Source organism: Paenibacillus sp. J22P165 (assembly GCF_059692015.1).
Window position 1 is genome coordinate 583,767 of record NZ_JCAUAP010000001.1, and the last position, 22,021, is coordinate 605,787.

Consider the following 22,021-nt stretch of genomic DNA (forward strand, 5'->3'; position numbering starts at 1 on the left):
CATATGTTCATAGGAGACGAAAACTGGTATTCTAAGAGTAAGGAGGGATGAGCGTGGCTTTTATGGAGTATCAGCTTACTAACTTTCAGAAGCAATTTCAAATTCGCGAGCAAGAGTTTGGACAGCGATGGCTGACCAGAAATGCCAAGAAGCAACATTCCCTGACTGTACTTGAAGAAGAGATCAACACGTTACGAAAAAAAATGGAACAGATGGTCATGGAAGGTCGAGAAATGACATCTGATGCGGTTGTTGAATTAAGCACAATGCTGGATCAAAAAATAAATGAATATATGACATCTGGAAAGAAAAGTCGGTGAAAACCGACTTTTCTGGCGACTATCGACAAAAGAGAGAGTACTCGACGGAGGGAATTACATACATGAAGGCAAAATGGTTATTCGTTGTCATGCTCGGAATGATGCTTATGCTTACCGCTTGTGGTGGACCAAAAGCAGATGTATCGGTATTTATGATGGGACCTAACGGTTTTCCAAGTGAAGCGGCGGAGAAGTTGGAACTATCTTTGAAAGATAAGGTTGGAGAGCTTCCTACAGTAAAGTTGAATACATCTCCTATTTTTTCATTGGAAAAGATGATTGTTGAGCTGGCTGCTGGTGGTAACGGCATCTTTATTTTGGGAGAAGAACAGTTCAAGGGCTTGAGTAATCAAGCTGGATTTGTGTCATTGGATAATACAATTAATCCTTCGGATTACCCAGATGGTGTTATCGAAATCAAAGAAGAAGGCAAAGCAGCGGAGAAGCACTTGTATGGCATTCCGCTCGCTGGAAATAAATGGATGAAAGAGCAAGGTTATGAGGGCAAAGGATTATATGCGTTCATTCCACAGAATGCTCCGAAAATGGACGAGGCATTGAAAGTCATGAAGATCATTGCGCAAAAGTAAGAGAGCGCCTATAATCGACAATAGCTTGATCGTATTCAAATAATTTGCAACTATAGGTACTAGTAAGCTTCCAATTGGATGTTTATTAGTTTAGGGGAAGCCGGTTCAAATCCGGCACGGTCCCGCCACTGTAATTCAGTCTTACGTAAGACTGAAGAGTCAGGATACCTGCCTATAGTGCCGATACAACATCCTTCGAGGAAAAGGATCGCGTTAAATCAGGAAGCAGCGTATGCGTGTTCGTTGCCCAATACCGCGATTTATCGTCCCTTTGTTCCTCGTGAACAAGGGGACTTTTTTGTTTGGTTATAGATTCATACTAATGAAAAGAGGGTTAAGTGATGAAACAGAGCAAGTTCAAAAAAAGTCTTATTCTTACATTAGCGGTTGCGACAGCGATCTCATTGGCAGCATGTGCGAAAAAGGAAACAGAAATTACGGATCCATCGAAACTTGGCGGTGCGGGAACAAAAGCTCCAACAACGACAGCAACACCAGCTCCAGCGGCTGCGAAGAAAACGACGTATCCGTTGAAAGTGAAAGATGCGACAGGAAAAGAGTTTACGTTTGACAAAGCACCAGAACGAATCGCATCCGTGTCACCATCGGAGACCGAATCGCTGTTTGCGATTGGACTAGAAGCGAATATTGTTGGTGTATCAGATTTTGATGATTATCCTGCAGCGGCTAAAGCTAAGCCGAAATTGGGCAGCATCACGAAACCAAATATGGAAGCGGTCATTGCTTCAAATGCGAATATAGTTTTCACTGGTGTTTCTATGAAAGCAGAATCGGTTGAGAAGCTGCGTGAGATGAACATTAATGTCTTTAAAGTGGAGCCTAAAACGTTAGACGATGCGATAAACAATATTCAAACATTCGGATTAATTACCGATCATCAGGAGCAAGCGGAGAAAGTTGTCGCCAAGATGAAAGCGGATCGTCAGAAGGTTGTTGATGCTGTAAAAGACGTGAAGCAAGAGAATAAGAAAAAAGTGTACATGGAGTTTGCTCCTGGTTGGACTGTTGGAAGCGGGGAGTTCATGGATGAGTTAATCAAAATCGCAGGTGGAATTAACGTAGCTAGCGATAAAGCAGGCTGGTATGAGATCAGTGAAGAGAAGATCATTCAGCAAAATCCAAATGTCATTTTGTTCGCAAATGGGATCGTCGACATCAAGACGAAGAAACCGTTAGAAGAAATTATTCGCACACGTGGTGGGTGGGATGCCATTGATGCCGTGAAAAATAAACGCGTGATAGGTCTCGACCAGAACTCCGTAAGTCGCCCAGGTCCGAGATTGACGGATGGGTTGCTGGAAATGGCGAAAGGGATTTATCCTGAATTGGTGAAATAATGAAAAGAAAATTGATGCTTGGAGGAGGAGTAGGCGTTATACTCCTTCTTCTTTCTATTGTGGTGAGTTTATCCATCGGGTCAGCTCATCTTCCACTTTCACATATTGTGGGGATTCTAGCGAAGCATCTGCCTTGGATAGGAAGTCACATCGAGGTGAACTGGCCGCAATCTTCGGAACAAATTATTAATAAAGTAAGGATCCCTCGCGTGTTACTAGGGATTCTAGTGGGGGCTGTACTTTCTATTGCAGGTGCTGGTTTTCAAGGGGTTCTACGCAATCCGCTCGCGGACCCGTACTCCCTGGGCGTATCCTCAGGAGCTTCTGTAGGGGCTGCTTTTCTTATTTATTTTGGGCTGCAATATGCCTGGTTTGGGCAATGGTCGATTCCGATTGTGGCATTCGTAACGGGGTTGATTTCCCTATTTTTAGTACTGAAGCTGGCCTTGATTGAAGGAAAGCTAAAGATGGAGACATTGATATTATCCGGTGTTGTGATGCAAGCTTTTCTAGGCGCGATCGTGTCGTTCTTGGTTTCGATTTCGAATCAAACGATAAACGAAATTATTTTCTGGCTGATGGGCAGTCTAGCGATGCGCGGTTGGTCATATACGTATATGATTTTACCTTATCTCGTAATAGGCATCGTGATTCTGTTATGCTATGCGAGATCCTTAAATCTACTTGCACTTGGGGAGCGTCAAGCTGCTCATCTCGGTGTTCATGTGGAGCGAACGAAATTAATCGTATTGATTGCATCGACGTTGATTACGGCTGCAGCCGTGTCTGTGGCAGGAGTGATCGGCTTTGTTGGATTAATCGTACCGCACCTGGTGCGACTGTTGGTTGGTCCTGATTATCGACTAATCATTCCTTTATCTGCGATCTGTGGTGGGATTTATGTGTTGTGGGCGGACACCTTGGCTCGAACGATCCTCAGTCCTACGGAAATTCCTTTGGGAGTCATTACGGCGTTTCTGGGTGCGCCATTTTTTGCCTATCTGCTCCATAAAGATAAGAAAACGTTAAGAGGTAGATGACGATGATTAAAGTGGAGCAGCTTTTTCAGAGCTTTCGCGAGCAGCAAGTGTTAGAGAATATAAGCTTTGAGGTTGGGCAAGGGGAGTTTTTTGGAATTATTGGACCGAATGGCAGCGGTAAATCTACGCTACTACGACTGTTATCCGGCATGGATCCTGTTAGGCAGGGCAGTGTGCTTTTGCAGGGGAAGAAGGTAGCTTCTTATTCGCGAAAAGAGCTGGCTAAATGGCTCGCAGTGCTTCAGCAGGATGCGTTGCCCCCTGTTGGTTTTACGGTGCGTGAAGTTGTTGAGATGGGGCGCTATCCATTCCAAAATTGGCTTGGCGAGGATCTAACAGAATCGAATGGACTCATAGATGCGATTATTAAAAAGCTTGAGTTGGAATCGCTGGTTGATCGAACTATTGAGAGACTGAGTGGAGGAGAGCGCCAACGTGTTGCACTGGCCAAAGTAATGGCACAGCAACCAAGCTTGCTTATGTTGGATGAACCCACGACCTTTTTAGATATCGGTTATCAGATACAAATGATGGATTATATCCGAAGCTGGCAGCAGGAATCGGCGCTTACGGTTGTCGCTGTGTTGCATGATTTGAATTTGGCTGCGCAGTACTGTACACGATTGATGATCGTGCATGAGGGGCGGGTAACCGCGATTGGAACGCCAGCAGATATCATTACGAGTGAACAAATTGCCGACGTGTATGGAACCGAGCCGATTGTACTGAAACACCCAGTGAGTGAGGTTCCGCAGATTATATTACAGCCTGGGAAATAATGAAGGACCAGAGGAGGAAGATGATGAACCGATTACATCAGTTAATTCACGCGATTGAACCCGTTGATCAGGAGGCTGCTCATCAAGCAAATGATCACTTGAACCAATTAACAAAGCCGCAAGGAAGCTTAGGAAAGCTAGAGGATATCGCACGTCAAGTTGCAGGGATCACGGGTGAGGTAATGCCGACTTTCGAAAAAAAAGCGGTTATTGTCATGGCCGGTGATCATGGTGTTTGTGAGGAAGGCATCAGTGCTTTTCCTGCGGCAGTGACACCGCAAATGGTGCTTAATTTTCTGTATGGCGGGGCTGCTGTCAATGTATTAGCAAGACATGCTGGGGCTGAAGTGATTTGTGTGGATATGGGGGTCAATGCGGATTTGGAGCATCCGAATCTCTTATCGCGCAAGGTTCGTAAAGGCACGCGCAATATGGCGAAGGAAGCGGCTCTTACGCTAGAGGAGACGATCGAAGCGATCGTAGCAGGCAGTGAAATTGTGGACGAATTAGTGGCAAAAGGGTATCGTCTTTTCGCTACCGGCGAAATGGGGATTGGCAATACGACGGCGAGTGCGGCTATTTTGTGTGCACTAACAGGGGTCGACGCTGGTCTTGCTGTAGGCCGTGGGACAGGTATCGATGACGCTACTTGGGTGCATAAGCAATCGGTTGTGAATAGGGCGTTGGATGTGAATGGTTTGACTGGGCGGGATGTGAGTGCAAGTGCAAGTGCAAGTGCAAGTGCAAGTGCAAGTGCAAGTGAAAATGCAAATGCAGATGCGAGTGCAGGCTCAAGCGGTGATTATGCACTTGAGGTGTTGAGCAAGGTCGGCGGATTAGAGATCGCCGGACTTGTTGGGGTGATCCTTGGTGCAGCGAAGCATCGCTGCCCGGTTGTCGTCGACGGCTTCATCTCGTCGACCGCAGCGCTCGTGGCGAGCCGATTAGCCCCGCTAAGCGCGTCCTACATGCTCGCCTCGCACTTATCACAGGAGCAGGGGCACACGAAGGTGCTCGAGTCGGTTGGCCTCGCAGCGATGCTGCAGATGGATATGCGGCTGGGCGAAGGCACGGGCGCTGTGCTCGCATTCCACTTGATCGATGCCGCAGGCAAGATCATGCAGGAAATGGCGACCTTCGAAAGCGCAGGCGTATCGCGAGGGTAATGGCCCTAGCAGAGAGAAGGAGGCGGACACGATGGCGGTTCTGGTAACGGGCGGCGCGCGCAGCGGCAAAAGCTCTTTTGCAGAGAAGCTGGCGATGCATCGCAGCAAGCAGGGGGTGTACATCGCAACCTCCCACATCTACGATGAGGAAATGAGGGAGCGGGTGGGGTTGCACCAGCAGATGAGGCTTCAATCGGGATTCCCTTGGGAAACCCGGGAGGAGCCGTATGCGCTGAGTGCTTGTCTCCAACAGCAGAATGAGAGCAGCGAGAGTGAGGGGGCTGTGGTGTTAGTGGACTGTCTGACACTATGGCTAACGAACTGGCTTCTACACTATGAAGGCATGAGCGATGCAGCGCAACTTGTTACGATGCAAATTGACGAACTCGTGGAAGTCGTGTCCTCCTACAGTGGACAACTCATCCTAGTTACGAATGAAGTGGGTGATGGTATTGTGCCTGAATACCCGCTCGGCCGTCAGTTTAGAGATTTGGCTGGACGGATGAATCAGCGTTTGGCAGAAGTGTGTCAGCAAGTATTTCTAGTTACGGTCGGTATCCCGATCGAACTAAAGAGTAGAGCTTATAGGTTAGACTGATAGCTAATTGAGCAAGCATGGAATGGTGAAGACCTAATGTGGATTTATACATGGCAGGAAATCGTCTGGATGACGGCAGCTGCAATTGCTTTGGACTGGATGATTGGGGATCCCAAATGGCCCACTCATCCTGTTATTATAATGGGCCGCTGGATACGCTGGGTCGAGGATAGACTGCATCCCAAAGAAGAGACAAAGAATGGGCTAGTGGGACAACCCAGATGGCTGCGAATGAAAGGTGCACTGCTCACGCTTTCTACAATCACACTGAGCTTTGTTGTCGTTCTTGTACTCGTGCATTTTGCAAACGATATTCATCGCTGGTTAGGGTATGCGGTGTCAACCTGGCTGATCTCCACAACGGTGGCGATCAAGGGATTAAAGGACGCCGCGTATCTGGTCTACCGTCCGCTTCGCGAGAGCAATCTCGCGGATGCTCGCAAGTACACCGGCTACATTGTAGGCCGGGATACCGATGCGCTCCACGAGGAGGAGCTCACGCGAGCCGTCGTGGAGACGGTCGCGGAGAACATCGTGGACGCGGTCATCGCGCCCTTGTTCTACGCACTCATCGGCGGTGCGCCGCTGGCGATGCTGTACCGTGCATCGAATACGCTGGATTCGATGGTCGGCTACCGAAATGACAGATACCGTCATTTCGGCACCGCGTCGGCCCGCTGGGACGACGCGATGAACTGGATCCCGGCGCGGCTCACCGGGATCCTGCTTGTCCTCGTGGCCCTGGCTAAGCCGGGCCTCTCAGCACCACGCGCGGCGACGGCGATCCGCCGCTTCGCGCATCTACACCCCAGCCCGAACAGCGGGATCCCAGAGTCGGCGGTAGCCGGGGCACTCGGGATCGAGCTTGGCGGGCTGAACATCTATGGCGGCGCGGCGAGTGAGCGCGCCCGCCTGGGCTGGCCGCTGCGCCCGCGTACGCAGCGGGATATTGTGCACGCCGTGAGCATGCTATACGGCGTCAGTTTTGTAGTGATGGGAGGACTCCTATGCGTCATACTCATGCTTGGGTAGATTGGCTGCGAGCTTGTCTAGCCGCCTTCCAATTCCTAACGCGTCTGCCGATTCCGGTGCAGATTGATTATAACGAGCGCGTGTTTCAGCGCAGCTCCATATTTTACCCCCTTGTTGGTTTTGTAATCGGACTCATTCTTCTGTTCGCTGGCAATCTACTATCCCACGTACTGCCAACCATGCCAGCAGCGGTCTTGCTCCTGACACTCTGGGTCGTTCTCACAGGCGGACTGCATCTTGATGGTCTAATGGATACCGCAGATGGGATTCTCAGTCATCGCCCCCGCGAGCAAATGCTCGAGATCATGAAGGATAGCCGCGTTGGTGCGATGGGCGTTATCGTGTGTGTCCTGCATGTATTACTAAAATTTTCCTTGCTTCATACCATGTTGGATGCGAACCATGCAGCGGAACGAGGAAGTCTCCTTATCCTACTGGCCGTCGTACCGATATGGAGTCGTTGGTTCATGGTGGCAGCCATTCGCATGTGGCCTTACGCACGGCCGAATTCGGGGTTAGGCAGCCTGTTCCGTGGCGTTAATATCACGCATGTCACGGTATCCCTTTTAGTAGCTCTATTAACAACTACGCTATTGATTTTCAACAGCAGCAGCCTAACAACCTTACCCAACTGGAGCATGATCCTAAGCTTTTTGATCATGACTATGCTTGTAGGAAGTGGGATGGCAGCTTATATCAGCAGCAAGCTTGGCGGACTTACCGGAGATACGTATGGTGCGCTAAATGAGCTGCTGGAGAGCTTGCTTTTGCTTGCTGTTATCATCCTCATTGGCATGTAAGGTGGCGGCTCTAATTTTTACTTGAAAGGAATGACTATGATGTTAGAGCGTTACGGTCACGGAGGTGATCTGTGGACGGCGGAGGAAGCTTTCAATCGGCCTAAGGAGCAGTTTCTAGATTACAGCTCGAACATGAATCCACTTGGGCCTCCTGACGTGGTCAAAGAGATTCTGACAGCGAACTGGCAAGATATTGTCAAATATCCAGATCCGGCTGTTCGTGAGCTCCGCCGAAGCTTATCACTGAAATACGGAATTGACCCGGATAGTATTTTAGTTGGCAATGGTGCTGCAGAGCTGATTGATTTGATCATTCGTGTAGTGAAGCCAAAGAGGACGGGACTTGCAAGGCCATCCTTCAGCGAATATGAAGAGGCAGTTCACAAAACGGGGGGTCTGGTAACCAACATCCCTTTACTCCCTCAACATCAGTTCGAACTACAATGGCAGGATGTCGAAGCAGCGCTGCCAGCCCTTGATTTGTTTTTCCTAGGGCATCCCAACAACCCGACAGGTAAACTACTTCCTCAGAGCGTGATAACCAATCTGCTCCAGAGTCAACGGAAGCTTATTCTCGATGAGGCTTTTATGGATTTTGTTCCTCAGGAGTCGGAGCATTCGCTGCTTAAGCTTGCTTCAACAAGCCACGACCTGGTCGTGATCCGTTCGATGACGAAGTTTTATTCGATTCCAGGTATTCGTTTAGGTTTTATGGTGGCCCACCCTGACCTTATACAGCAACTGCGAGGGCAGCAGGTACAGTGGAGCGTGAATTATCTCGCGCAACGAATTGGCTCAAAAGTTCTTGAAGATACGACCTTTGAACAATCCACGAGAGAGTGGCTCTGCGTCGAGAAGCCTTGGCTTATCGAGCAGCTAGCAGCATTAGGTCTGGAAGTCGCCCAGAGCGATGTGAATTTCCTCCTATTTTCATTCCCTGAATCGATGGGAATTCATATCAAACAAGCGCAACAACATATGGGTCATCAAGGGATTTTGATTCGGGATGCTTCGTTATTCGAAGGGTTAAATGAACGTTATTGTCGCGTAGCCATACGACTTCGGGAGGATAATGAGCGTTTACTCCAAGCCTTACGAAAGATGATGAGTGACTTATCTAGGAAAGGGGTATAGCCATGAGTGAATCACAATCAGCGGTTCTCATGATTCAAGGCACAGCTTCCGATGTGGGCAAAAGTATTCTTACGGCAGCCTTATGCCGTATTTTTGTACAGGACGGCTGGTTGACCGCACCTTTTAAATCGCAAAATATGTCCCTCAACTCCTACATCACGTTTGATGGTAAAGAGATCGGCAGAGCGCAAGGTGTGCAAGCTGATGCTTGCCGGATTGTTGCAACGACGGACATGAATCCGATTCTGTTGAAGCCTAAGCAAGACATGGTCGCACAAGTGATTGTTCACGGTAAGCCCTATGCAGATTTGGATGCTAGGACATACAGAGAATCTTACCTGCCACGAGCGGAAGCTATTGTGAAGGATGCCTTGGCACGTCTACGCAGTGGGCATGACATTGTCGTTCTGGAAGGGGCAGGCAGTCCAGCTGAGGTCAATCTCAAGGATCGTGATATCGTCAATATGCGACTTGCTGGTTGGGCAGATTCACCTGTCGTGCTGGTTGCTGATATTGATCGTGGCGGAGTTTTCGCTTCGATTGTGGGTACGCTTGACATATTAACCCCAGAGGAAAGAGACCGCGTGAAGGGTTTTATCATTAATAAATTTCGCGGAGATGTCAGCTTGCTGAAGCCAGGCTTGGATTGGTTGGAAGAGCGCACGGGGAAGCCAGTACTCGGTGTAATCCCGTATTTACAGCAGCTTGGTATTGAGGACGAAGACTCGGCATCACTTGATTCCAAACGTGCACAAACCAGAAGATCGCCGAGCCGTCAGGGCAAACAAGATGATCAGTTGGACGTTGCTGTCATTCGCCTGCCTCGCCTTTCGAACTTCACGGATTTTGATCCGCTGCAAGAAGAATCCGACATTCATTTCCGATATATCGATTCGTTAGCAGAATGGGGCGAGCCGGATGTTGTTCTGATTCCTGGAAGTAAGAATACAATGGAAGACTTGCACTATCTGAAGAAATCAGGCCTAGCTGCGAGACTCATTTCTTTTGCTCAAAAGGAAGACGGTTGGATCGTTGGTATTTGTGCGGGGTATCAAATGCTTGGGGTTACACTTTCGGATCCAGGTAAGTATGAATCCGAGCACGCTGAGCTCGAAGGTTTAGGGCTGCTGCCGACACAAACGGTGTTCACACCGGATAAACGAACCATACGGATACAAGGCGTTAGCACGATTTTTGCAGAGCAAGGGTCGGAACTCCCAATCGATGGCTATGAGATCCATATGGGACAGACACAGTACTTGCAAGATCTTGTTGCTCCATTCCAAATTGCTGAAACCGACGCTATTGCCTCCATATCCACCGAATCCAGCTTACATCCAGACGGAGCAGTTACGTTAGATGGACGTGTATGGGGAACCTATATCCATGGTATTCTACACAACGATGATTTCCGCAGATCTTGGTTAAATCAAATTCGTTTACATAAAGGCTTAACTCCAATCTCACAAGGACTTCGTTATAAAGAGCGCCGAGAAGCGGCGTTTGATCGATTGGCTGAGCACGTACGAGCTCACTTGGATATGACGCGAATCTATGAGATGATGGATGTAACACATTCTACGAGGGCGGGAGGGGTTCTGAGATGAAAATATATACGCGTACTGGAGATGCGGGACAAACAAGTGTGATTGGTGGTCGTGTGGATAAAGACGATGATCGCGTCGAAGCCTATGGGACGACAGATGAGCTGAATAGCTTCCTAGGTCAAGCGATGAGCTTCATGGATCCAGACAAATACCCAGACTTGTTGCCTGATTTGCTGCAGGTTCAGCATGAATTGTTTGATTGCGGCTCAGATCTTGCGCTGTTAAAGCAGGATTTGCGTCCCTACAAGGTAACCGCAGAAATGGTGGATGCGTTAGAGGGTTGGATTGATAAATACGATGCTGAGACGCCGGACATCACACGTTTTATTTTGCCAGGAGGCGGGACGGTATCTTCGACTTTGCATGTATGTCGTACGGTATGTCGAAGAGCCGAGCGTCTTGTCGTAACATTGGCACGCACACAGGAGATTAATCCTGAAGTGCGCCGTTATTTGAACCGATTGTCCGACTTGTTCTTCACAATTGCTCGCACAGCGAACTTCCGTGAGGGGATTGCAGATGTGGAATATATACGCAGCGCTGAGGTGTTTAAACGTAAATCATGAGTTATTATGAACCATTAGTATACATTGTTCCGACAGAGGAAGAAGGCTTCATTCTCAAAACGGTGTTGCAAAAAAGGTTGATGGTCTCACGTAAACTGCTGTCCCGCATCAAACTAACGGAACGTGGGATAACTGTAAACGGGGAAAGGCAGTACATCAATATTAAAGTAAAGGCTGGCGACCGAGTGGAAATTCGAATGGAGGAGGAGCAGTCGGAGGATATTCTGCCTCAGGAACTTCCGCTGCACATTCTGCATGAAGATGAGCACCTGCTCATCTTGGCGAAGGACGCGGGGATTATCGTACATCCAACGCATGGCCATTATGTAAATACGATTGCAAATGGGGTTGTCTACCATTGGCAGCAAGCAGGGATTACGTGTCGTTTCCGCCCTGTACATCGTTTGGATCAAGAAACCTCAGGCGTGCTCGCAATAGCGAAAACTCCTTATGTGCATCAACAAATTTCCGAGCAAATGATTCAGCATCTCGTGAAAAAAGAGTACCTTGCCTTCGTCTGGGGCACAGTTGCTGCGCCTACAGGGACGATAGATGAGCCCATTGATCGTGATGACGATCAGCCGCATGTGCGTATTGTTAGGCCGGACGGATACCGTGCGGTGACCCACTATGAGGTCGTGAAACAATTTGAGAAGGCGGCTCTTGTCCGGATTTGGCTGGAAACAGGGCGTACACATCAAATTCGCGTGCATATGCGACACTTAGGACATCCACTGCTGGGGGATAAGATGTACACATTGCCTCAGTATGGGGAGTTTGCAGCCGAACTAGAAGCTAGCGAACGCTTAAATCGTCAAGCGCTTCATGCGTATAAACTGGGCTTTGTACACCCTGGAACACGGGAATGGACGGAATTTAACGCGCCTTTGCCTGTCGATTTGTCGGAACTTGAGCAATGGTTAGATGAAAAAAGGTAATAAAACCGAAACCATTCCAATTTTTGGGTGGTTTTTCTTTGCAATTACTTGACTTTCGTTTACAATTAGCCCAAAATTTTAAGTAGTTCTATTTCATCAACATACAGCATAAAGGAGTTATTACAACGTGGGAATTAAAGTGTATGGTTACGATAAATGTGGGACGTGCCGGAGTACTGTAAAGTGGCTGAAAGCACATGATATTGAAATAACAGAGCAGGTCCCTTTATTTGAAACGCCGCCTTCAGCGATAGAACTTGCAGAATTACTTAAGCTAAGTGGTTTAGAAATTAAGAAGTTTTTCAATACATCAGGTGAAGTCTACAAAGAGATGAATATGAAAGACAAGCTGCCCGGCATGTCACAAGAACAAATGCTAGAATTACTTGCTTCGAATGGTCGCTTAATTAAAAGACCGATTGTAACGGATGGTCATAAAGTAACAGTTGGCTTTAAAGAAGATGCATTTAAGGACGTTTGGGCGAAAGGGTGATGCGGACGTGGCAGACGACAAGAAACCAGCACGTAAGAAGTCACCACTAGCCATTGGCGGATTTATCGCTGTCCTCCTATCACAGGGCAAGCTGCTGCTTACCGCTTTGAAGTTTGGGAAAGTTGGCGGCGCTGTCATCTCCATGTTTATCACGATTTGGGCTTACGCTTACTTAGCGCCATTGCCGTTTGCAATTGGCTTGGTCCTTATGATTCTTATTCATGAGTTAGGTCATGTGATTGCTGCGAAGATGAAGGGGTTACCCGTTTCTGCACCTGTCTTCATCCCATTCCTCGGTGCACTGATCACGATGAAGAAAAATCCAACTGATGCAGCAACAGAAGCCTTCATAGGCTTTGGAGGTCCTATTTTAGGGACTCTCGGAGGTGTTGCCGCTTTCGGTGTTGGTGTGTATTTGGATTCAGCTGTGATCGTTTCCGTTGCTTACGCTGCTTTTTACCTGAATCTGATCAACTTGCTGCCTATACATCCCTTGGACGGCGGACGAATCGCAACAGCCGTAACACGCTGGTTATGGTTGGTTGGTTTAGTTGGCGGGCTCATCCTCATTGTGTATCTGGATAGTTATTTCTCGAGTAAGATTATTTTCTTGATCATTTGGGCGATGTTTGCATGGGATTTGTACAAGAAATATGTGCGGTATCGCCATAAAGAAGAACGTGTAACCGTGGCTACACGATTCGAATTTCCTGCGAATCATTTGCTGCAGCAAGGTTATATGATTCCAGGTGAGAGTCATACGCGTGACTTGGACTATATCACCTATTCAGAGCTGCAAGGACCAGGTGCAGGCCGACAAACCTTACATATGTCATGGCCAGCAATTGGATTTGAAGGGCACGCCTATTTGCCTGTACAAGCGATTGTGAAGAGAGTGCAATTGGTAAAAGCAGAACGTATGAATAAAGAGGACGGCTTGCATCTAGGTCTCCAGGTTCAAGTAGAGTACTCCCCACTAGGGATGCAAGAGAGTTATTATGAAGTACCCGTTAAGACGCGTTGGAAGTTTGGGATCTCGTATTTGGTATTAATCTTATTTTTACTCTATATGATAAGACTCGTTCATCAGGTCGGTATCATTACCTAACATCATATTTCATATAATGAGGAAGCAATCCATGACATTTAAAGGTTCTAAGCGACTGCAACAGCTAGGCTCGGCTATTTTTTCGGAAGTAGCAGAATGGAAGAGAGAGGTTATGAACCAAGGGGTGGACGTCATAGATTTAGGTATAGGAAGTCCTGACCTGCCTCCCTCTAATCGCATTTTGGAAGCGATGGCTGAGGCCGTGCGCAACCCTGCTTATTACGGATATCCAACTTCGGAAGGAAGTTTAGCCTTTCGCGAAGCTGTTGCTAAATGGTATAACTTTCGCTTCGGGGTGGATCTTGATGCAGAAACCGAGATTCTAACCCTGATGGGCTCACAAGATGGGCTCGCTCACTTAGCGCTTTCACTCTGTGATCCTGGGGATATTGCCATTGTCCCTGATCCAGGGTATCCCATATATTCGGCAAGTCTTGTACTTGCAGGTGTTGAACCCTATTTACTACCGCTGCGTGCAGCAAATGATTTTTTACCCCAACTAGAGGACATTCCAGATGACGTGGCTGCTAAGGCGAAATTCATCTTGCTTAACTATCCAAGCAATCCGTTGTCTGCTGTTGCAGATCGTGCCTTTTTTGAGCATTTAATTGCGTATGCCAAGAAGCAGGATTTGCTTGTTGTACACGATCTTGCCTATTCCGAAATGGCTTTTGATGGCTATAAGCCTATGAGTATTTTGGAAATTGAAGGTGCTAAGGAGGTTGCCATTGAATTCCATTCTTTATCCAAAAGCTTCAATATGGCTGGCTGTCGCATTGCATTTCTAACAGGGCATGCTGATGCGGTCAAAGCGCTTAAGACGCTCAAATCAAATATTGATTACGGCGTATTCGGGGCCATTCAGGCAGCTGGTATTGCAGCATTAGAAGAAGATATGGAAAACGATCACACTGTCTCAAGTGTGTATGAGAAGAGACGAAATGGTTTTATTTCGGCATTAAATGATGCGGGTTGGATTATTCCACCACCGAAAGCAACGATGTTTATTTGGGCTCCAATTCCCAAAGGTTGGACGTCTCGACAAATTTCCCGGGAAATGTTATTTCAAGCAGGTGTAGTTGTTATTCCTGGTGATGCATTTGGCGCTGAAGGAGAAGGATTTGTCCGTATTGCTTTAGTGCAAGATGAGGCTCGATTACTTGAGGCAGCAAGGCGTATAGGAGCTTGGCTTCAATCCTTAGAATGAAAGTTAGATATTTTGGCAAAAATAGGAGAATGAGAGACATATTTAGGTGTAAGGTTATGAGAAAATTTATACGTTGAAAGGGGTAAGCATATGGATGCCATTTCTTCACTATCGGAGTTGTTAGCTGAACAGAAGCCGTCATCGTACGTAGAGATTCCCGGGATTTTAGGCCAAACGTTCGGTCAAGCGACAATAGCAGCGACACTACCTATTAGCAAACTATTTTCTATTTTTGAGGTGGATTTAGAAGTACAACGTGCGATCATTCCGCGGAACCTCTCCAAGTTAATTGACTATGTGAATCTATATTTAGAAGATCGCCAGCCTATCTATTTCCCTGGCATTATTTTCTCAGCAAGAGGCGCAGGGCATTATGATGAGGATAATCAGGCTCTTCGACTACAGCCAATTGAGAAATTGTATGTCGTTGACGGCCAACATCGTTTGGCAGCTTTCCAGCGCATTATGGAAACATTGCAAAGTCAGATGGCACGTGCGAAAGATCGTCGTGAATACGATAAAATGGAAGAGATTACGGAGAAACTACGCCGTTTATATGCGTTCCCAATCTCGACCATGACATATCTGGATATCAATGCGCGTCAAGAACGTCAATTGTTCTCAGACATTAACAAGCTTCCTCGTAAGCTTGGTGGGAACTTAGCCGTACTTCGCGATCAGCGCCGGTTCTATCATGTTGCGGCAACTGAGCTTGCGGCCAAAGCACCAGCTATGCAGAAGTTGACTGTCGACATGTTCTCCGAGCGTGGGAAATCACCGGAGTATTTGTTCTCCTACCACTTGTTAATTGAGATTCTAGTGGGCCTGTTTGAAGGTAGAATGAAATCAGCTGCCCGCAATAACAATTATCAATATGCCGATAAAGATTTGCAGGAGCTTATTTCCCTAGCAGGCGGCTATTTTAACGGTTTGTTGACTCACCTGCCGTCACCGACAAAGGGTGAAATCGTCTGGTCTGAGAATATCCAAATTGCGTTAGCCCTGTTCATGCACGAAGAAGCAACGAAAACAGGCAGCTTTAATCGCTATGCGCTTGAGCATGCTTTGAAAATATTGCCGCATGTGAACTGGAACAGCATTTATGCTGGGGAAGAAAAAGACCGTCTACCAAGACGCACGCGGATTATGAAGGCTTACAACCATATTAAAAGCTTCTATCAAGAGCAGAATGCGTTCTTAATCAGTGATGCTGACGCTTATAAAGCTAGTTTTGCAAATAAGGAGGACGTGAGCTAATGGAAGGATTACGCCTAAAAATGACTATCCATCCTTTCTGCGAAAGGTTCGGTCTTGCGACTGTAGCCTTGCGCGTTCAGGACTTGCTGAACTATACGATGATTGATCCGATGGTTCAACGGAAGCTGAGTAATATGCAGCGCCGGAAGATCTCAACTTATTTGCAAGAACGTGAGTTGGACCATGTGTTCTTCGGTCCTGTCACGCTATCGCTTCGCGAGGTGAACCAGCTCTCCAAAGGAGCGAAGGAGTTCCTCTTGCGTCATGGCTCGAAACTATCCATTTTAGATGGTCAGCATCGTATTCTAGCACTGGGTTATGTGAACGATCAGATGCAAAAAGAAGTGCGCCGTTATGAGAAGAAGCTGGCTCTGCTGAAGATTAAACAACGGAAGTTTAGTGACGATGCGGAGATTAAGCAAGAGGTTGAGGAAACAGAAGGTACCATTAATCAACTTGAGGGTAGACGTTTGGACCTGATGGAAACACAGCTTGCTGTGCAAATCTATATCGGCTTAACGGAGGAAGAAGAGCAGCAGTTATTCGGGGATATCAACTCCAAAGTGCAGCTAGTTAGTAAGGAACTAGGACATTCCTTCGATTCCATCGATCCGCTTAATCTGGTTATCCAACAAGTTGTAGACCACAACGTGTATTTGAAGGCAGCGGGTGTAGAGAGACGCAGTAACTTGACCTCCTTCAACCGTAACTTTACATGTTTCAGCTGGTTGTACGCGACAGCGACGATGCTGTTCTCAGGTAGAATGCAGCCTTCCTATGAACTGCAACGTAAGATTCGACATGATCCATCGACTTATGTGGAAATCTTGCATCAATTCTTTAACACGATCTTGCCAATGATGCCAGAGCAGCCAGGATTAGCGCAATATACCTCCGCGAATCGTGTGATTCAGGAGAGTATCGCCCTGTATGCTAATCGTTTCTTATTCCCGAATGGTGAATATAACGAAGAGTGGACGCAGTCTTTGCAACTGCTAGACGGTTTTGATTGGTCACATGACAATGAAGAGTTGATCTATGTATTCGGCTCGTTGGATAATGGGAAAATCAACCTCATTCACGAGAAATCGTTGAAAAAGCATGCAAAACTCGTGCAATTCTTCCTAGAAGGCACGGATTCGGCAACAGATTCAGAAGAAGTATCTTCCGCATAATTGGAGACGGGCGGAACCTTTCTATCTCAATGCAAGTTGAGAGATAGAAAGGTTTTTTTGCGTTTCTATACCAAACTCTTAAAATATACGCATCTACTTCTGCATCCGTCTATATCAAAAGTCTGAAACTAGCATACGATATCATATAAAGTTTGAAGGGAGGAAAACACAATGAGTTGCTCTGTATATGCTACTTTGGCTCATGTTGGACTTGGTACAGTTATTACAATTCATGCAGGTACTACACCGAATCATCAAGGAAGATTTCTTGGTATCCAAAATGGTAATGTTGTCATTGCTAATAATAACGGTGTTGTATTCTATTTCCCAATTGATAAAATTGCTGTCGTTCATATTCCTTAATAATTGTACCCGATTGAAGCAACACAACAAGCAAGAGAGCGGACGAGCTCTCTTGCTTTCTCTTTTCATATAAAAGTAATGACGACAAATAGAGTAGGACACATAGGTAGACTCCATTGACTAGCCCGGAATATTTCATTCTTTTGAGATAACCAATTTTTGTTTCGAGTCTCCTTACTTTGTCCATACTAGCTAATGAAAGCGACTTCACCGGGCAGGGGGCTAAGAGCGATGTTAGCCGTTCATCAACGTATGGCGGAATTATGGACACTACGCAGAGCCCGAGAGTTAACTCGAGGCGAGCAAGAAGAATTAATGCTGTGCATGGAAGCGAATGCGACTTATGTGTGGAATCGATTAAAATTAGAAAATTTATCGCTCTGCGCCTCCATTACAGGAGACTATGAGTGGTTGCATGACATTTGTGAGCGCATCGAAAAGATTGAACCCAAGCACTGACCTAGCGTCAGTGCTTTTTTCCTTTTCTGCAACAGTGTGGACAGGTATAATGAGAATAGTTCATAGCTAAGGAGATGTCGCATGGTCAGCTGGTTCAAGCAAAGGGGAGTAGCTCCCACTACATTCGTTTTATTAGGATTCATGCTTCTGATTGCCCTCATACTTAGACTTATTTTGGCACCTACATGGGTGGGCTATGATACGGACGTGCGAACGTTCATGGCATGGGCAGATCGCGCCTATACGGTAGGGTTAAAGGACTTATATACGAATGCCAAAGATTATTTCTTGGATTATCCTCCTGGCTACATGTATGTCCTATATGTGGTTGGCTTTTTACATCATAAGCTGTCCATTCCTTGGGAGAGTAGCAGCTCCTTAATCATCCTTAAACTGCCCGCAATCCTTGCGGATCTTGGAACGGTTTATCTGCTGTTTCGACTAGCGATCAGCAAACACGAAGGGGCACGTACATGGAAGCAAGCGCTCTGGATTGCTGCTCTATTTGCTTTCAACCCTGCCATATGGGCAAATTCTGCGGTATGGGGACAGGTAGATTCTTTTTTTATGTTATTTATTGTGGCCACTTTATTGATGCAAATGAAAGGCAAATTGCCTCAAGCGGCCTTCTTTATCGCACTTGCTCTTTTACTTAAACCTCAAGCGCTGCTGTTTGGTATCTTCTTATTGATTGATGTGATACGTGCACGCAACGCGATGGTTTGGATATTGAGTGTTTTGACAGGACTAGCTACAATGGCTGTTCTTTCCCTTCCTTTTGCAATTGGCCGAGGTTATGGCTGGATGATTGAGTTGTATTCGGGCACGCTAGCTTCTTATCCCTATGCTTCGCTCAACGCGTTTAATCTGTTTGCACTGCTTGGCGGAAATTTTGTGGACATTAACAGCGGCTTCTGGCATATGTCTTATAAGTGGATCGGGCTTGTTTTGATGGTGCTGTCCATCCTATACGTCTATCTACTCTACTGGCTGGGTAAGCAGCGGCGCGGAGCCGTATTGTACATATCCTTCTTATTTATCACGGCAATGTTTATGTGTATGACCAAAATGCACGAGCGCTATTTGCACTATGGCTTACTGCTAGCCTTAACGAGCTTTATTTATATGAAGGATCGGCGGATTCTGTGGCTTTTTATCGGCTTCAGTATCACGCATTTTATTAATATCGGTGATGTCCTCTTGCGAAGCTTTCATCAAGACTATCACATTCCGCGATATAACCCATTGATGCTGACGGTTTCGTGGATCAATGTTATGATGTTTGTCTATGCATGTATATTGGGATGGAGGCTTTTCGTGAAATCAGATCAAGATGGCAATGTGGAGGAGACAATACCTCCGGCCAACGACAAGGTAGACATGTTTCAAGTGGAAGATGACCCCGAAGTGAAAGCAACGCATATCAGAGAGACCTCACTATGGAAGGCGATTTTCCATCCGACAGAGGATCATATAGAAAGAAGTATGCGTGGACGCTTCTTCTCGCGTAAAGATGTTTTATATCTAGGCGCACTTGTGGTGGTTTATACGATCATTGCGCTGTTCCATCTCGGCGGGCACAAAGATCCCACTACGTTCTGGCAGCCTACACGTGGCGGAGAAACGGTCATTGCAGATCTCGGCGGACCGCATCAGATTACACGTATTAATAGTTTTGCTGGGGTTGGGGAAGGTACCTACTCCTATTGGTTCTCGAATGACGGTGAGCAGTGGCAAGATGCGATGGCTGTTAAATCGGACCATACGAAGGTGTTCACCTGGCATACGGTTGAAGCCAATAAAGCAGCTCGTTATGTGAAAATTGTAATCGACACGCAAGAAAGCGCTAAGCTGCATCTTCATGAGATTGGCATTTTCGGAGATGGAGGAACGACGTCGTTACCGATTGCTAGTGTAAAGGAAGTCGATGTCGACGCCTCCGATAAGGGGAGTACAGCCCATTTATTTGATGAAGCGAGTGTTGTTCCGTATACACCGACTTACATGAATGGTACCTATTTCGATGAGATTTATCATGCAAGAACGGCGTATGAGCATCTTCACAAGATCGAGCCGTATGAAAGCACGCACCCGCCGCTCGGCAAAATATTCATTTCTATCGGTATTTATGTGTTCGGTTTAAATCCGTTTGGATGGCGTATTATCGGCACACTATTCGGTGTTGGCATGATTCCTATTATGTATGTGTTCGCTAAGCGGATGTTCGGCCGTTCGGAATATGCCTTTATTGCAGCCTTCTTACTTAGCTTTGATTTCATGCACTTTGCGCAAACCAGAATTTCCACGATTGATGTGTACGGTGTATTCTTTATCATGCTGATGTTCTATTTCATGTATCGGTATACGACACTGAGCTTCTTCCGTGAAAAGCTTTGGACGACCCTGATTCCGTTGGGACTATCCGGATTATTCTTCGGCATTGGTGCGGCTTCCAAATGGATCGTTATTTATGGCGGTGCCGGCTTAGCCGTCCTGTTGTTTATCTCGCTCTTCGAGCGGTACAGAGAGTACCAATTTGCTAAGCGAGTACTAAGGGAGAATAGGCGTGATGAACCTGAAGTTGATGAGAGCGCCGCGGTTTACGAAGATCTTCTATCAGGAGAGGAATCGACGAAGCTCCAACGGGTACAGAAGCTTTTCGTACGAAACACATTGCTTACAATACTTTGGTGTGTACTCATGTTTGTTATCGTACCGTTAGGTGTCTACACCTTATCCTATATCCCTTTCATGATGGTTCCAGGTCCTGGGCATCAATTGAAAGATGTTGTAACCTATCAAGTACATATGTACAAATATCATAAGGATTTGGTTGCCACACATCCGTTCTCCTCACCTTGGTGGGAGTGGCCGATGATGCTGCGTCCAATCTGGTATTACCAAGCGAAGCTTATGCCGCAGGGCATGCTTTCGAGTATCGTTTCATTCGGCAATCCACTGGTGTGGTGGCCTGGCTTCATAGCGGTGTTAATGTCCTTCTACATCGCGATAAAGCGCAAAGATAAGTTGCTGCGCGTGCTGCTTATTGCCTATTGCTCGCAATATTTACCGTGGATGTTGGTGCCGCGACTTACGTTTATTTACCACTATTTTGCCATGGTGCCGTTCCTAGTCCTGATCTTAACTTATTACATCAAAGACTACTTGGAACAAGGTTCTCTGCACAAAAGAAGATGGGTTTACGGCTACTTAGCCGCCGTCTTCGTGCTATTCGCACTGTTTTACCCGATTCTATCGGGGATGATTATTCCATCGAAATATTCGTTCTTTCTAAGATGGATGCCGGGCTGGAATTTCTTTTGAGTCGACGGATTGACGTCCCTCATAAGCCATGGTAATATAATTCCAAGTGAATTACTATGAATTAAAATAAGTCGACCGAACAGCAGGAGACTCCCACTATGTATCGAACACATGGAGGCGAGTCTCTTTTTTCACCCACAAATTGCAAATGGAGAGTGAATCACATGGCGAAAGTAGTCATCATTTCAGGAAGTCCAACCCCAACCTCACGCTTACATGGTGTTATCGAAGTTGCGAAGAATGAGCTTCAACTAGCTGGACTGGAAGTCGATTGGATCAAGGTTCGCGACCTGCCTGCTGAGGATTTGTTGTATGCCAAGTTTGATAGCGAGGCGATTGTGAATGCGAGTAAACGAGTAGCAGAGGCTGACGCTGTTTTCGTAGCTACACCCGTCTACAAAGCTTCGTATACAGGTGTATTGAAAGCTTTCCTAGATCTGTTGCCACAGAAAGGACTTGAGCGCAAAATCGTATTGCCATTAGCGGTTGGAGGTACTTACGCACATTTGCTAGCCATTGATTATGCACTTAAACCCGTGTTGTCTGTCCTAGGCGCGCAGAACATTCTGCAAGGTGTGTACGTGCTTGATAAACAAGTAACTTGGGGTGAACAAGGACAAGCGATTCTCGATGATGAAATCTCTTCCCGATTGAACGAATCCCTAACGGAATTCATCCAAGAAATTAAGTGGCATACGAGCCGCTAA

The 22,021-nt window shown here is 46.7% G+C and carries 22 protein-coding genes and 1 riboswitch; all 22 genes read left to right on the plus strand.

Annotated features, from left to right (window positions below):
* Positions 1 to 62: 62 nt before the first annotated feature.
* The 22 genes from AC58QM_RS02625 to ssuE all read left to right on the plus strand — a co-directional run bounded on the left by AC58QM_RS02625 (position 63) and on the right by ssuE (position 22,021).
* On the plus strand, positions 63 to 320 hold the full coding sequence (locus AC58QM_RS02625; protein WP_497281578.1) for an aspartyl-phosphate phosphatase Spo0E family protein: 258 nt from the start codon (positions 63 to 65) through the stop codon (positions 318 to 320).
* Between the two features lie 62 nt (positions 321 to 382).
* The gene (locus tag AC58QM_RS02630) at positions 383 to 910 is read left to right on the plus strand and encodes a hypothetical protein (protein WP_497281109.1); all 528 of its coding nucleotides are present in this window, start codon (positions 383 to 385) and stop codon (positions 908 to 910) included.
* 37 nt (positions 911 to 947) lie between these two features.
* A riboswitch (cobalamin riboswitch) is annotated at positions 948 to 1,100 on the plus strand.
* Positions 1,101 to 1,251: 151 nt separating this feature from the next.
* On the plus strand, positions 1,252 to 2,268 hold the full coding sequence (locus AC58QM_RS02635) for an ABC transporter substrate-binding protein (RefSeq protein ID WP_497281110.1): 1,017 nt from the start codon (positions 1,252 to 1,254) through the stop codon (positions 2,266 to 2,268).
* Positions 2,268 to 3,308, plus strand: coding sequence for a FecCD family ABC transporter permease (locus tag AC58QM_RS02640; RefSeq protein ID WP_497281112.1), 1,041 nt, complete (start codon positions 2,268 to 2,270; stop codon positions 3,306 to 3,308). The genes AC58QM_RS02635 and AC58QM_RS02640 overlap by 1 nt, the downstream gene beginning before the upstream one ends.
* A gap of 2 nt (positions 3,309 to 3,310) precedes the next feature.
* The gene (locus AC58QM_RS02645) at positions 3,311 to 4,087 is read left to right on the plus strand and encodes a heme ABC transporter ATP-binding protein (RefSeq protein WP_497281113.1); all 777 of its coding nucleotides are present in this window, start codon (positions 3,311 to 3,313) and stop codon (positions 4,085 to 4,087) included.
* Positions 4,088 to 4,107: 20 nt separating this feature from the next.
* A complete protein-coding gene (locus AC58QM_RS02650) occupies positions 4,108 to 5,253 on the plus strand; it encodes a nicotinate-nucleotide--dimethylbenzimidazole phosphoribosyltransferase (protein WP_497281115.1) in 1,146 nt (381 codons plus the stop codon).
* A gap of 31 nt (positions 5,254 to 5,284) precedes the next feature.
* Positions 5,285 to 5,851, plus strand: coding sequence for a bifunctional adenosylcobinamide kinase/adenosylcobinamide-phosphate guanylyltransferase (gene cobU / locus AC58QM_RS02655; RefSeq protein WP_497281117.1), 567 nt, complete (start codon positions 5,285 to 5,287; stop codon positions 5,849 to 5,851).
* Between the two features lie 36 nt (positions 5,852 to 5,887).
* Positions 5,888 to 6,883 (plus strand): adenosylcobinamide-phosphate synthase CbiB, encoded by a 996-nt coding sequence (gene cbiB, locus AC58QM_RS02660; protein WP_497281119.1) that lies wholly within the window; start codon positions 5,888 to 5,890, stop codon positions 6,881 to 6,883.
* A complete protein-coding gene (gene cobS, locus AC58QM_RS02665; protein ID WP_497281121.1) occupies positions 6,859 to 7,683 on the plus strand; it encodes an adenosylcobinamide-GDP ribazoletransferase in 825 nt (274 codons plus the stop codon). Before cbiB ends, cobS begins: the two co-directional genes overlap by 25 nt.
* 36 nt (positions 7,684 to 7,719) lie before the next feature.
* Positions 7,720 to 8,817: a threonine-phosphate decarboxylase CobD gene (gene cobD / locus AC58QM_RS02670; protein WP_497281122.1), complete on the plus strand. Its 1,098-nt coding sequence runs from the start codon at positions 7,720 to 7,722 to the stop codon at positions 8,815 to 8,817.
* Between the two features lie 2 nt (positions 8,818 to 8,819).
* Positions 8,820 to 10,424 carry a cobyric acid synthase gene (locus tag AC58QM_RS02675; protein ID WP_497281124.1) on the plus strand — a complete coding sequence of 535 codons (1,605 nt, stop codon included), beginning with the start codon at positions 8,820 to 8,822 and terminating at the stop codon, positions 10,422 to 10,424.
* Positions 10,421 to 10,990 carry a cob(I)yrinic acid a,c-diamide adenosyltransferase gene (locus AC58QM_RS02680; protein ID WP_497281125.1) on the plus strand — a complete coding sequence of 190 codons (570 nt, stop codon included), beginning with the start codon at positions 10,421 to 10,423 and terminating at the stop codon, positions 10,988 to 10,990. The genes AC58QM_RS02675 and AC58QM_RS02680 overlap by 4 nt, the downstream gene beginning before the upstream one ends.
* Positions 10,987 to 11,928, plus strand: a complete 942-nt coding sequence (locus AC58QM_RS02685; RefSeq protein WP_497281127.1) for an RluA family pseudouridine synthase — start codon at positions 10,987 to 10,989, stop codon at positions 11,926 to 11,928. The genes AC58QM_RS02680 and AC58QM_RS02685 overlap by 4 nt, the downstream gene beginning before the upstream one ends.
* Positions 11,929 to 12,055: 127 nt before the next feature.
* Positions 12,056 to 12,421, plus strand: a complete 366-nt coding sequence (locus AC58QM_RS02690) for an arsenate reductase family protein (protein WP_497281129.1) — start codon at positions 12,056 to 12,058, stop codon at positions 12,419 to 12,421.
* A gap of 7 nt (positions 12,422 to 12,428) precedes the next feature.
* A complete protein-coding gene (locus AC58QM_RS02695) occupies positions 12,429 to 13,529 on the plus strand; it encodes a site-2 protease family protein (protein ID WP_497281131.1) in 1,101 nt (366 codons plus the stop codon).
* 31 nt (positions 13,530 to 13,560) lie between these two features.
* Positions 13,561 to 14,736 (plus strand): aminotransferase class I/II-fold pyridoxal phosphate-dependent enzyme, encoded by a 1,176-nt coding sequence (locus AC58QM_RS02700; protein ID WP_497281133.1) that lies wholly within the window; start codon positions 13,561 to 13,563, stop codon positions 14,734 to 14,736.
* 90 nt (positions 14,737 to 14,826) lie between these two features.
* On the plus strand, positions 14,827 to 15,993 hold the full coding sequence (locus AC58QM_RS02705; protein ID WP_497281135.1) for a DNA sulfur modification protein DndB: 1,167 nt from the start codon (positions 14,827 to 14,829) through the stop codon (positions 15,991 to 15,993).
* Entirely contained in the window at positions 15,993 to 17,168 is a 1,176-nt protein-coding gene (locus AC58QM_RS02710) for a DNA sulfur modification protein DndB (RefSeq protein ID WP_310501973.1), read from the plus strand. The genes AC58QM_RS02705 and AC58QM_RS02710 overlap by 1 nt, the downstream gene beginning before the upstream one ends.
* Positions 17,169 to 17,339: 171 nt before the next feature.
* The gene (locus AC58QM_RS02715; protein ID WP_310501972.1) at positions 17,340 to 17,531 is read left to right on the plus strand and encodes a hypothetical protein; all 192 of its coding nucleotides are present in this window, start codon (positions 17,340 to 17,342) and stop codon (positions 17,529 to 17,531) included.
* A gap of 231 nt (positions 17,532 to 17,762) precedes the next feature.
* Complete coding sequence (locus tag AC58QM_RS02720) at positions 17,763 to 17,990, plus strand: DUF7667 family protein (RefSeq protein ID WP_497281138.1); 228 nt, start codon at positions 17,763 to 17,765, stop codon at positions 17,988 to 17,990.
* 81 nt (positions 17,991 to 18,071) lie between these two features.
* Positions 18,072 to 21,314 (plus strand): glycosyltransferase family 39 protein, encoded by a 3,243-nt coding sequence (locus tag AC58QM_RS02725; protein ID WP_497281140.1) that lies wholly within the window; start codon positions 18,072 to 18,074, stop codon positions 21,312 to 21,314.
* Positions 21,315 to 21,478: 164 nt separating this feature from the next.
* Positions 21,479 to 22,021 (plus strand): NADPH-dependent FMN reductase, encoded by a 543-nt coding sequence (gene ssuE / locus AC58QM_RS02730; protein ID WP_310501969.1) that lies wholly within the window; start codon positions 21,479 to 21,481, stop codon positions 22,019 to 22,021.

What these genes read in the sequence shown, in the direction of transcription:
- AC58QM_RS02625 (WP_497281578.1), top strand. Translation starts at nt 63, where the DNA reads ATGGAGTATCAGCTTACTAACTTTCAGAAGCAATTTCAAATTCGCGAG.
- AC58QM_RS02630 (WP_497281109.1), top strand. Translation starts at nt 383, where the DNA reads ATGAAGGCAAAATGGTTATTCGTTGTCATGCTCGGAATGATGCTTATG.
- AC58QM_RS02635 (WP_497281110.1), top strand. Translation starts at nt 1,252, where the DNA reads ATGAAACAGAGCAAGTTCAAAAAAAGTCTTATTCTTACATTAGCGGTT.
- AC58QM_RS02640 (WP_497281112.1), top strand. Translation starts at nt 2,268, where the DNA reads ATGAAAAGAAAATTGATGCTTGGAGGAGGAGTAGGCGTTATACTCCTT.
- AC58QM_RS02645 (WP_497281113.1), top strand. Translation starts at nt 3,311, where the DNA reads ATGATTAAAGTGGAGCAGCTTTTTCAGAGCTTTCGCGAGCAGCAAGTG.
- AC58QM_RS02650 (WP_497281115.1), top strand. Translation starts at nt 4,108, where the DNA reads ATGATGAACCGATTACATCAGTTAATTCACGCGATTGAACCCGTTGAT.
- cobU (WP_497281117.1), top strand. Translation starts at nt 5,285, where the DNA reads ATGGCGGTTCTGGTAACGGGCGGCGCGCGCAGCGGCAAAAGCTCTTTT.
- cbiB (WP_497281119.1), top strand. Translation starts at nt 5,888, where the DNA reads ATGTGGATTTATACATGGCAGGAAATCGTCTGGATGACGGCAGCTGCA.
- cobS (WP_497281121.1), top strand. Translation starts at nt 6,859, where the DNA reads ATGCGTCATACTCATGCTTGGGTAGATTGGCTGCGAGCTTGTCTAGCC.
- cobD (WP_497281122.1), top strand. Translation starts at nt 7,720, where the DNA reads ATGATGTTAGAGCGTTACGGTCACGGAGGTGATCTGTGGACGGCGGAG.
- AC58QM_RS02675 (WP_497281124.1), top strand. Translation starts at nt 8,820, where the DNA reads ATGAGTGAATCACAATCAGCGGTTCTCATGATTCAAGGCACAGCTTCC.
- AC58QM_RS02680 (WP_497281125.1), top strand. Translation starts at nt 10,421, where the DNA reads ATGAAAATATATACGCGTACTGGAGATGCGGGACAAACAAGTGTGATT.
- AC58QM_RS02685 (WP_497281127.1), top strand. Translation starts at nt 10,987, where the DNA reads ATGAGTTATTATGAACCATTAGTATACATTGTTCCGACAGAGGAAGAA.
- AC58QM_RS02700 (WP_497281133.1), top strand. Translation starts at nt 13,561, where the DNA reads ATGACATTTAAAGGTTCTAAGCGACTGCAACAGCTAGGCTCGGCTATT.
- AC58QM_RS02705 (WP_497281135.1), top strand. Translation starts at nt 14,827, where the DNA reads ATGGATGCCATTTCTTCACTATCGGAGTTGTTAGCTGAACAGAAGCCG.
- AC58QM_RS02710 (WP_310501973.1), top strand. Translation starts at nt 15,993, where the DNA reads ATGGAAGGATTACGCCTAAAAATGACTATCCATCCTTTCTGCGAAAGG.
- AC58QM_RS02715 (WP_310501972.1), top strand. Translation starts at nt 17,340, where the DNA reads ATGAGTTGCTCTGTATATGCTACTTTGGCTCATGTTGGACTTGGTACA.
- AC58QM_RS02720 (WP_497281138.1), top strand. Translation starts at nt 17,763, where the DNA reads ATGTTAGCCGTTCATCAACGTATGGCGGAATTATGGACACTACGCAGA.
- AC58QM_RS02725 (WP_497281140.1), top strand. Translation starts at nt 18,072, where the DNA reads ATGGTCAGCTGGTTCAAGCAAAGGGGAGTAGCTCCCACTACATTCGTT.
- ssuE (WP_310501969.1), top strand. Translation starts at nt 21,479, where the DNA reads ATGGCGAAAGTAGTCATCATTTCAGGAAGTCCAACCCCAACCTCACGC.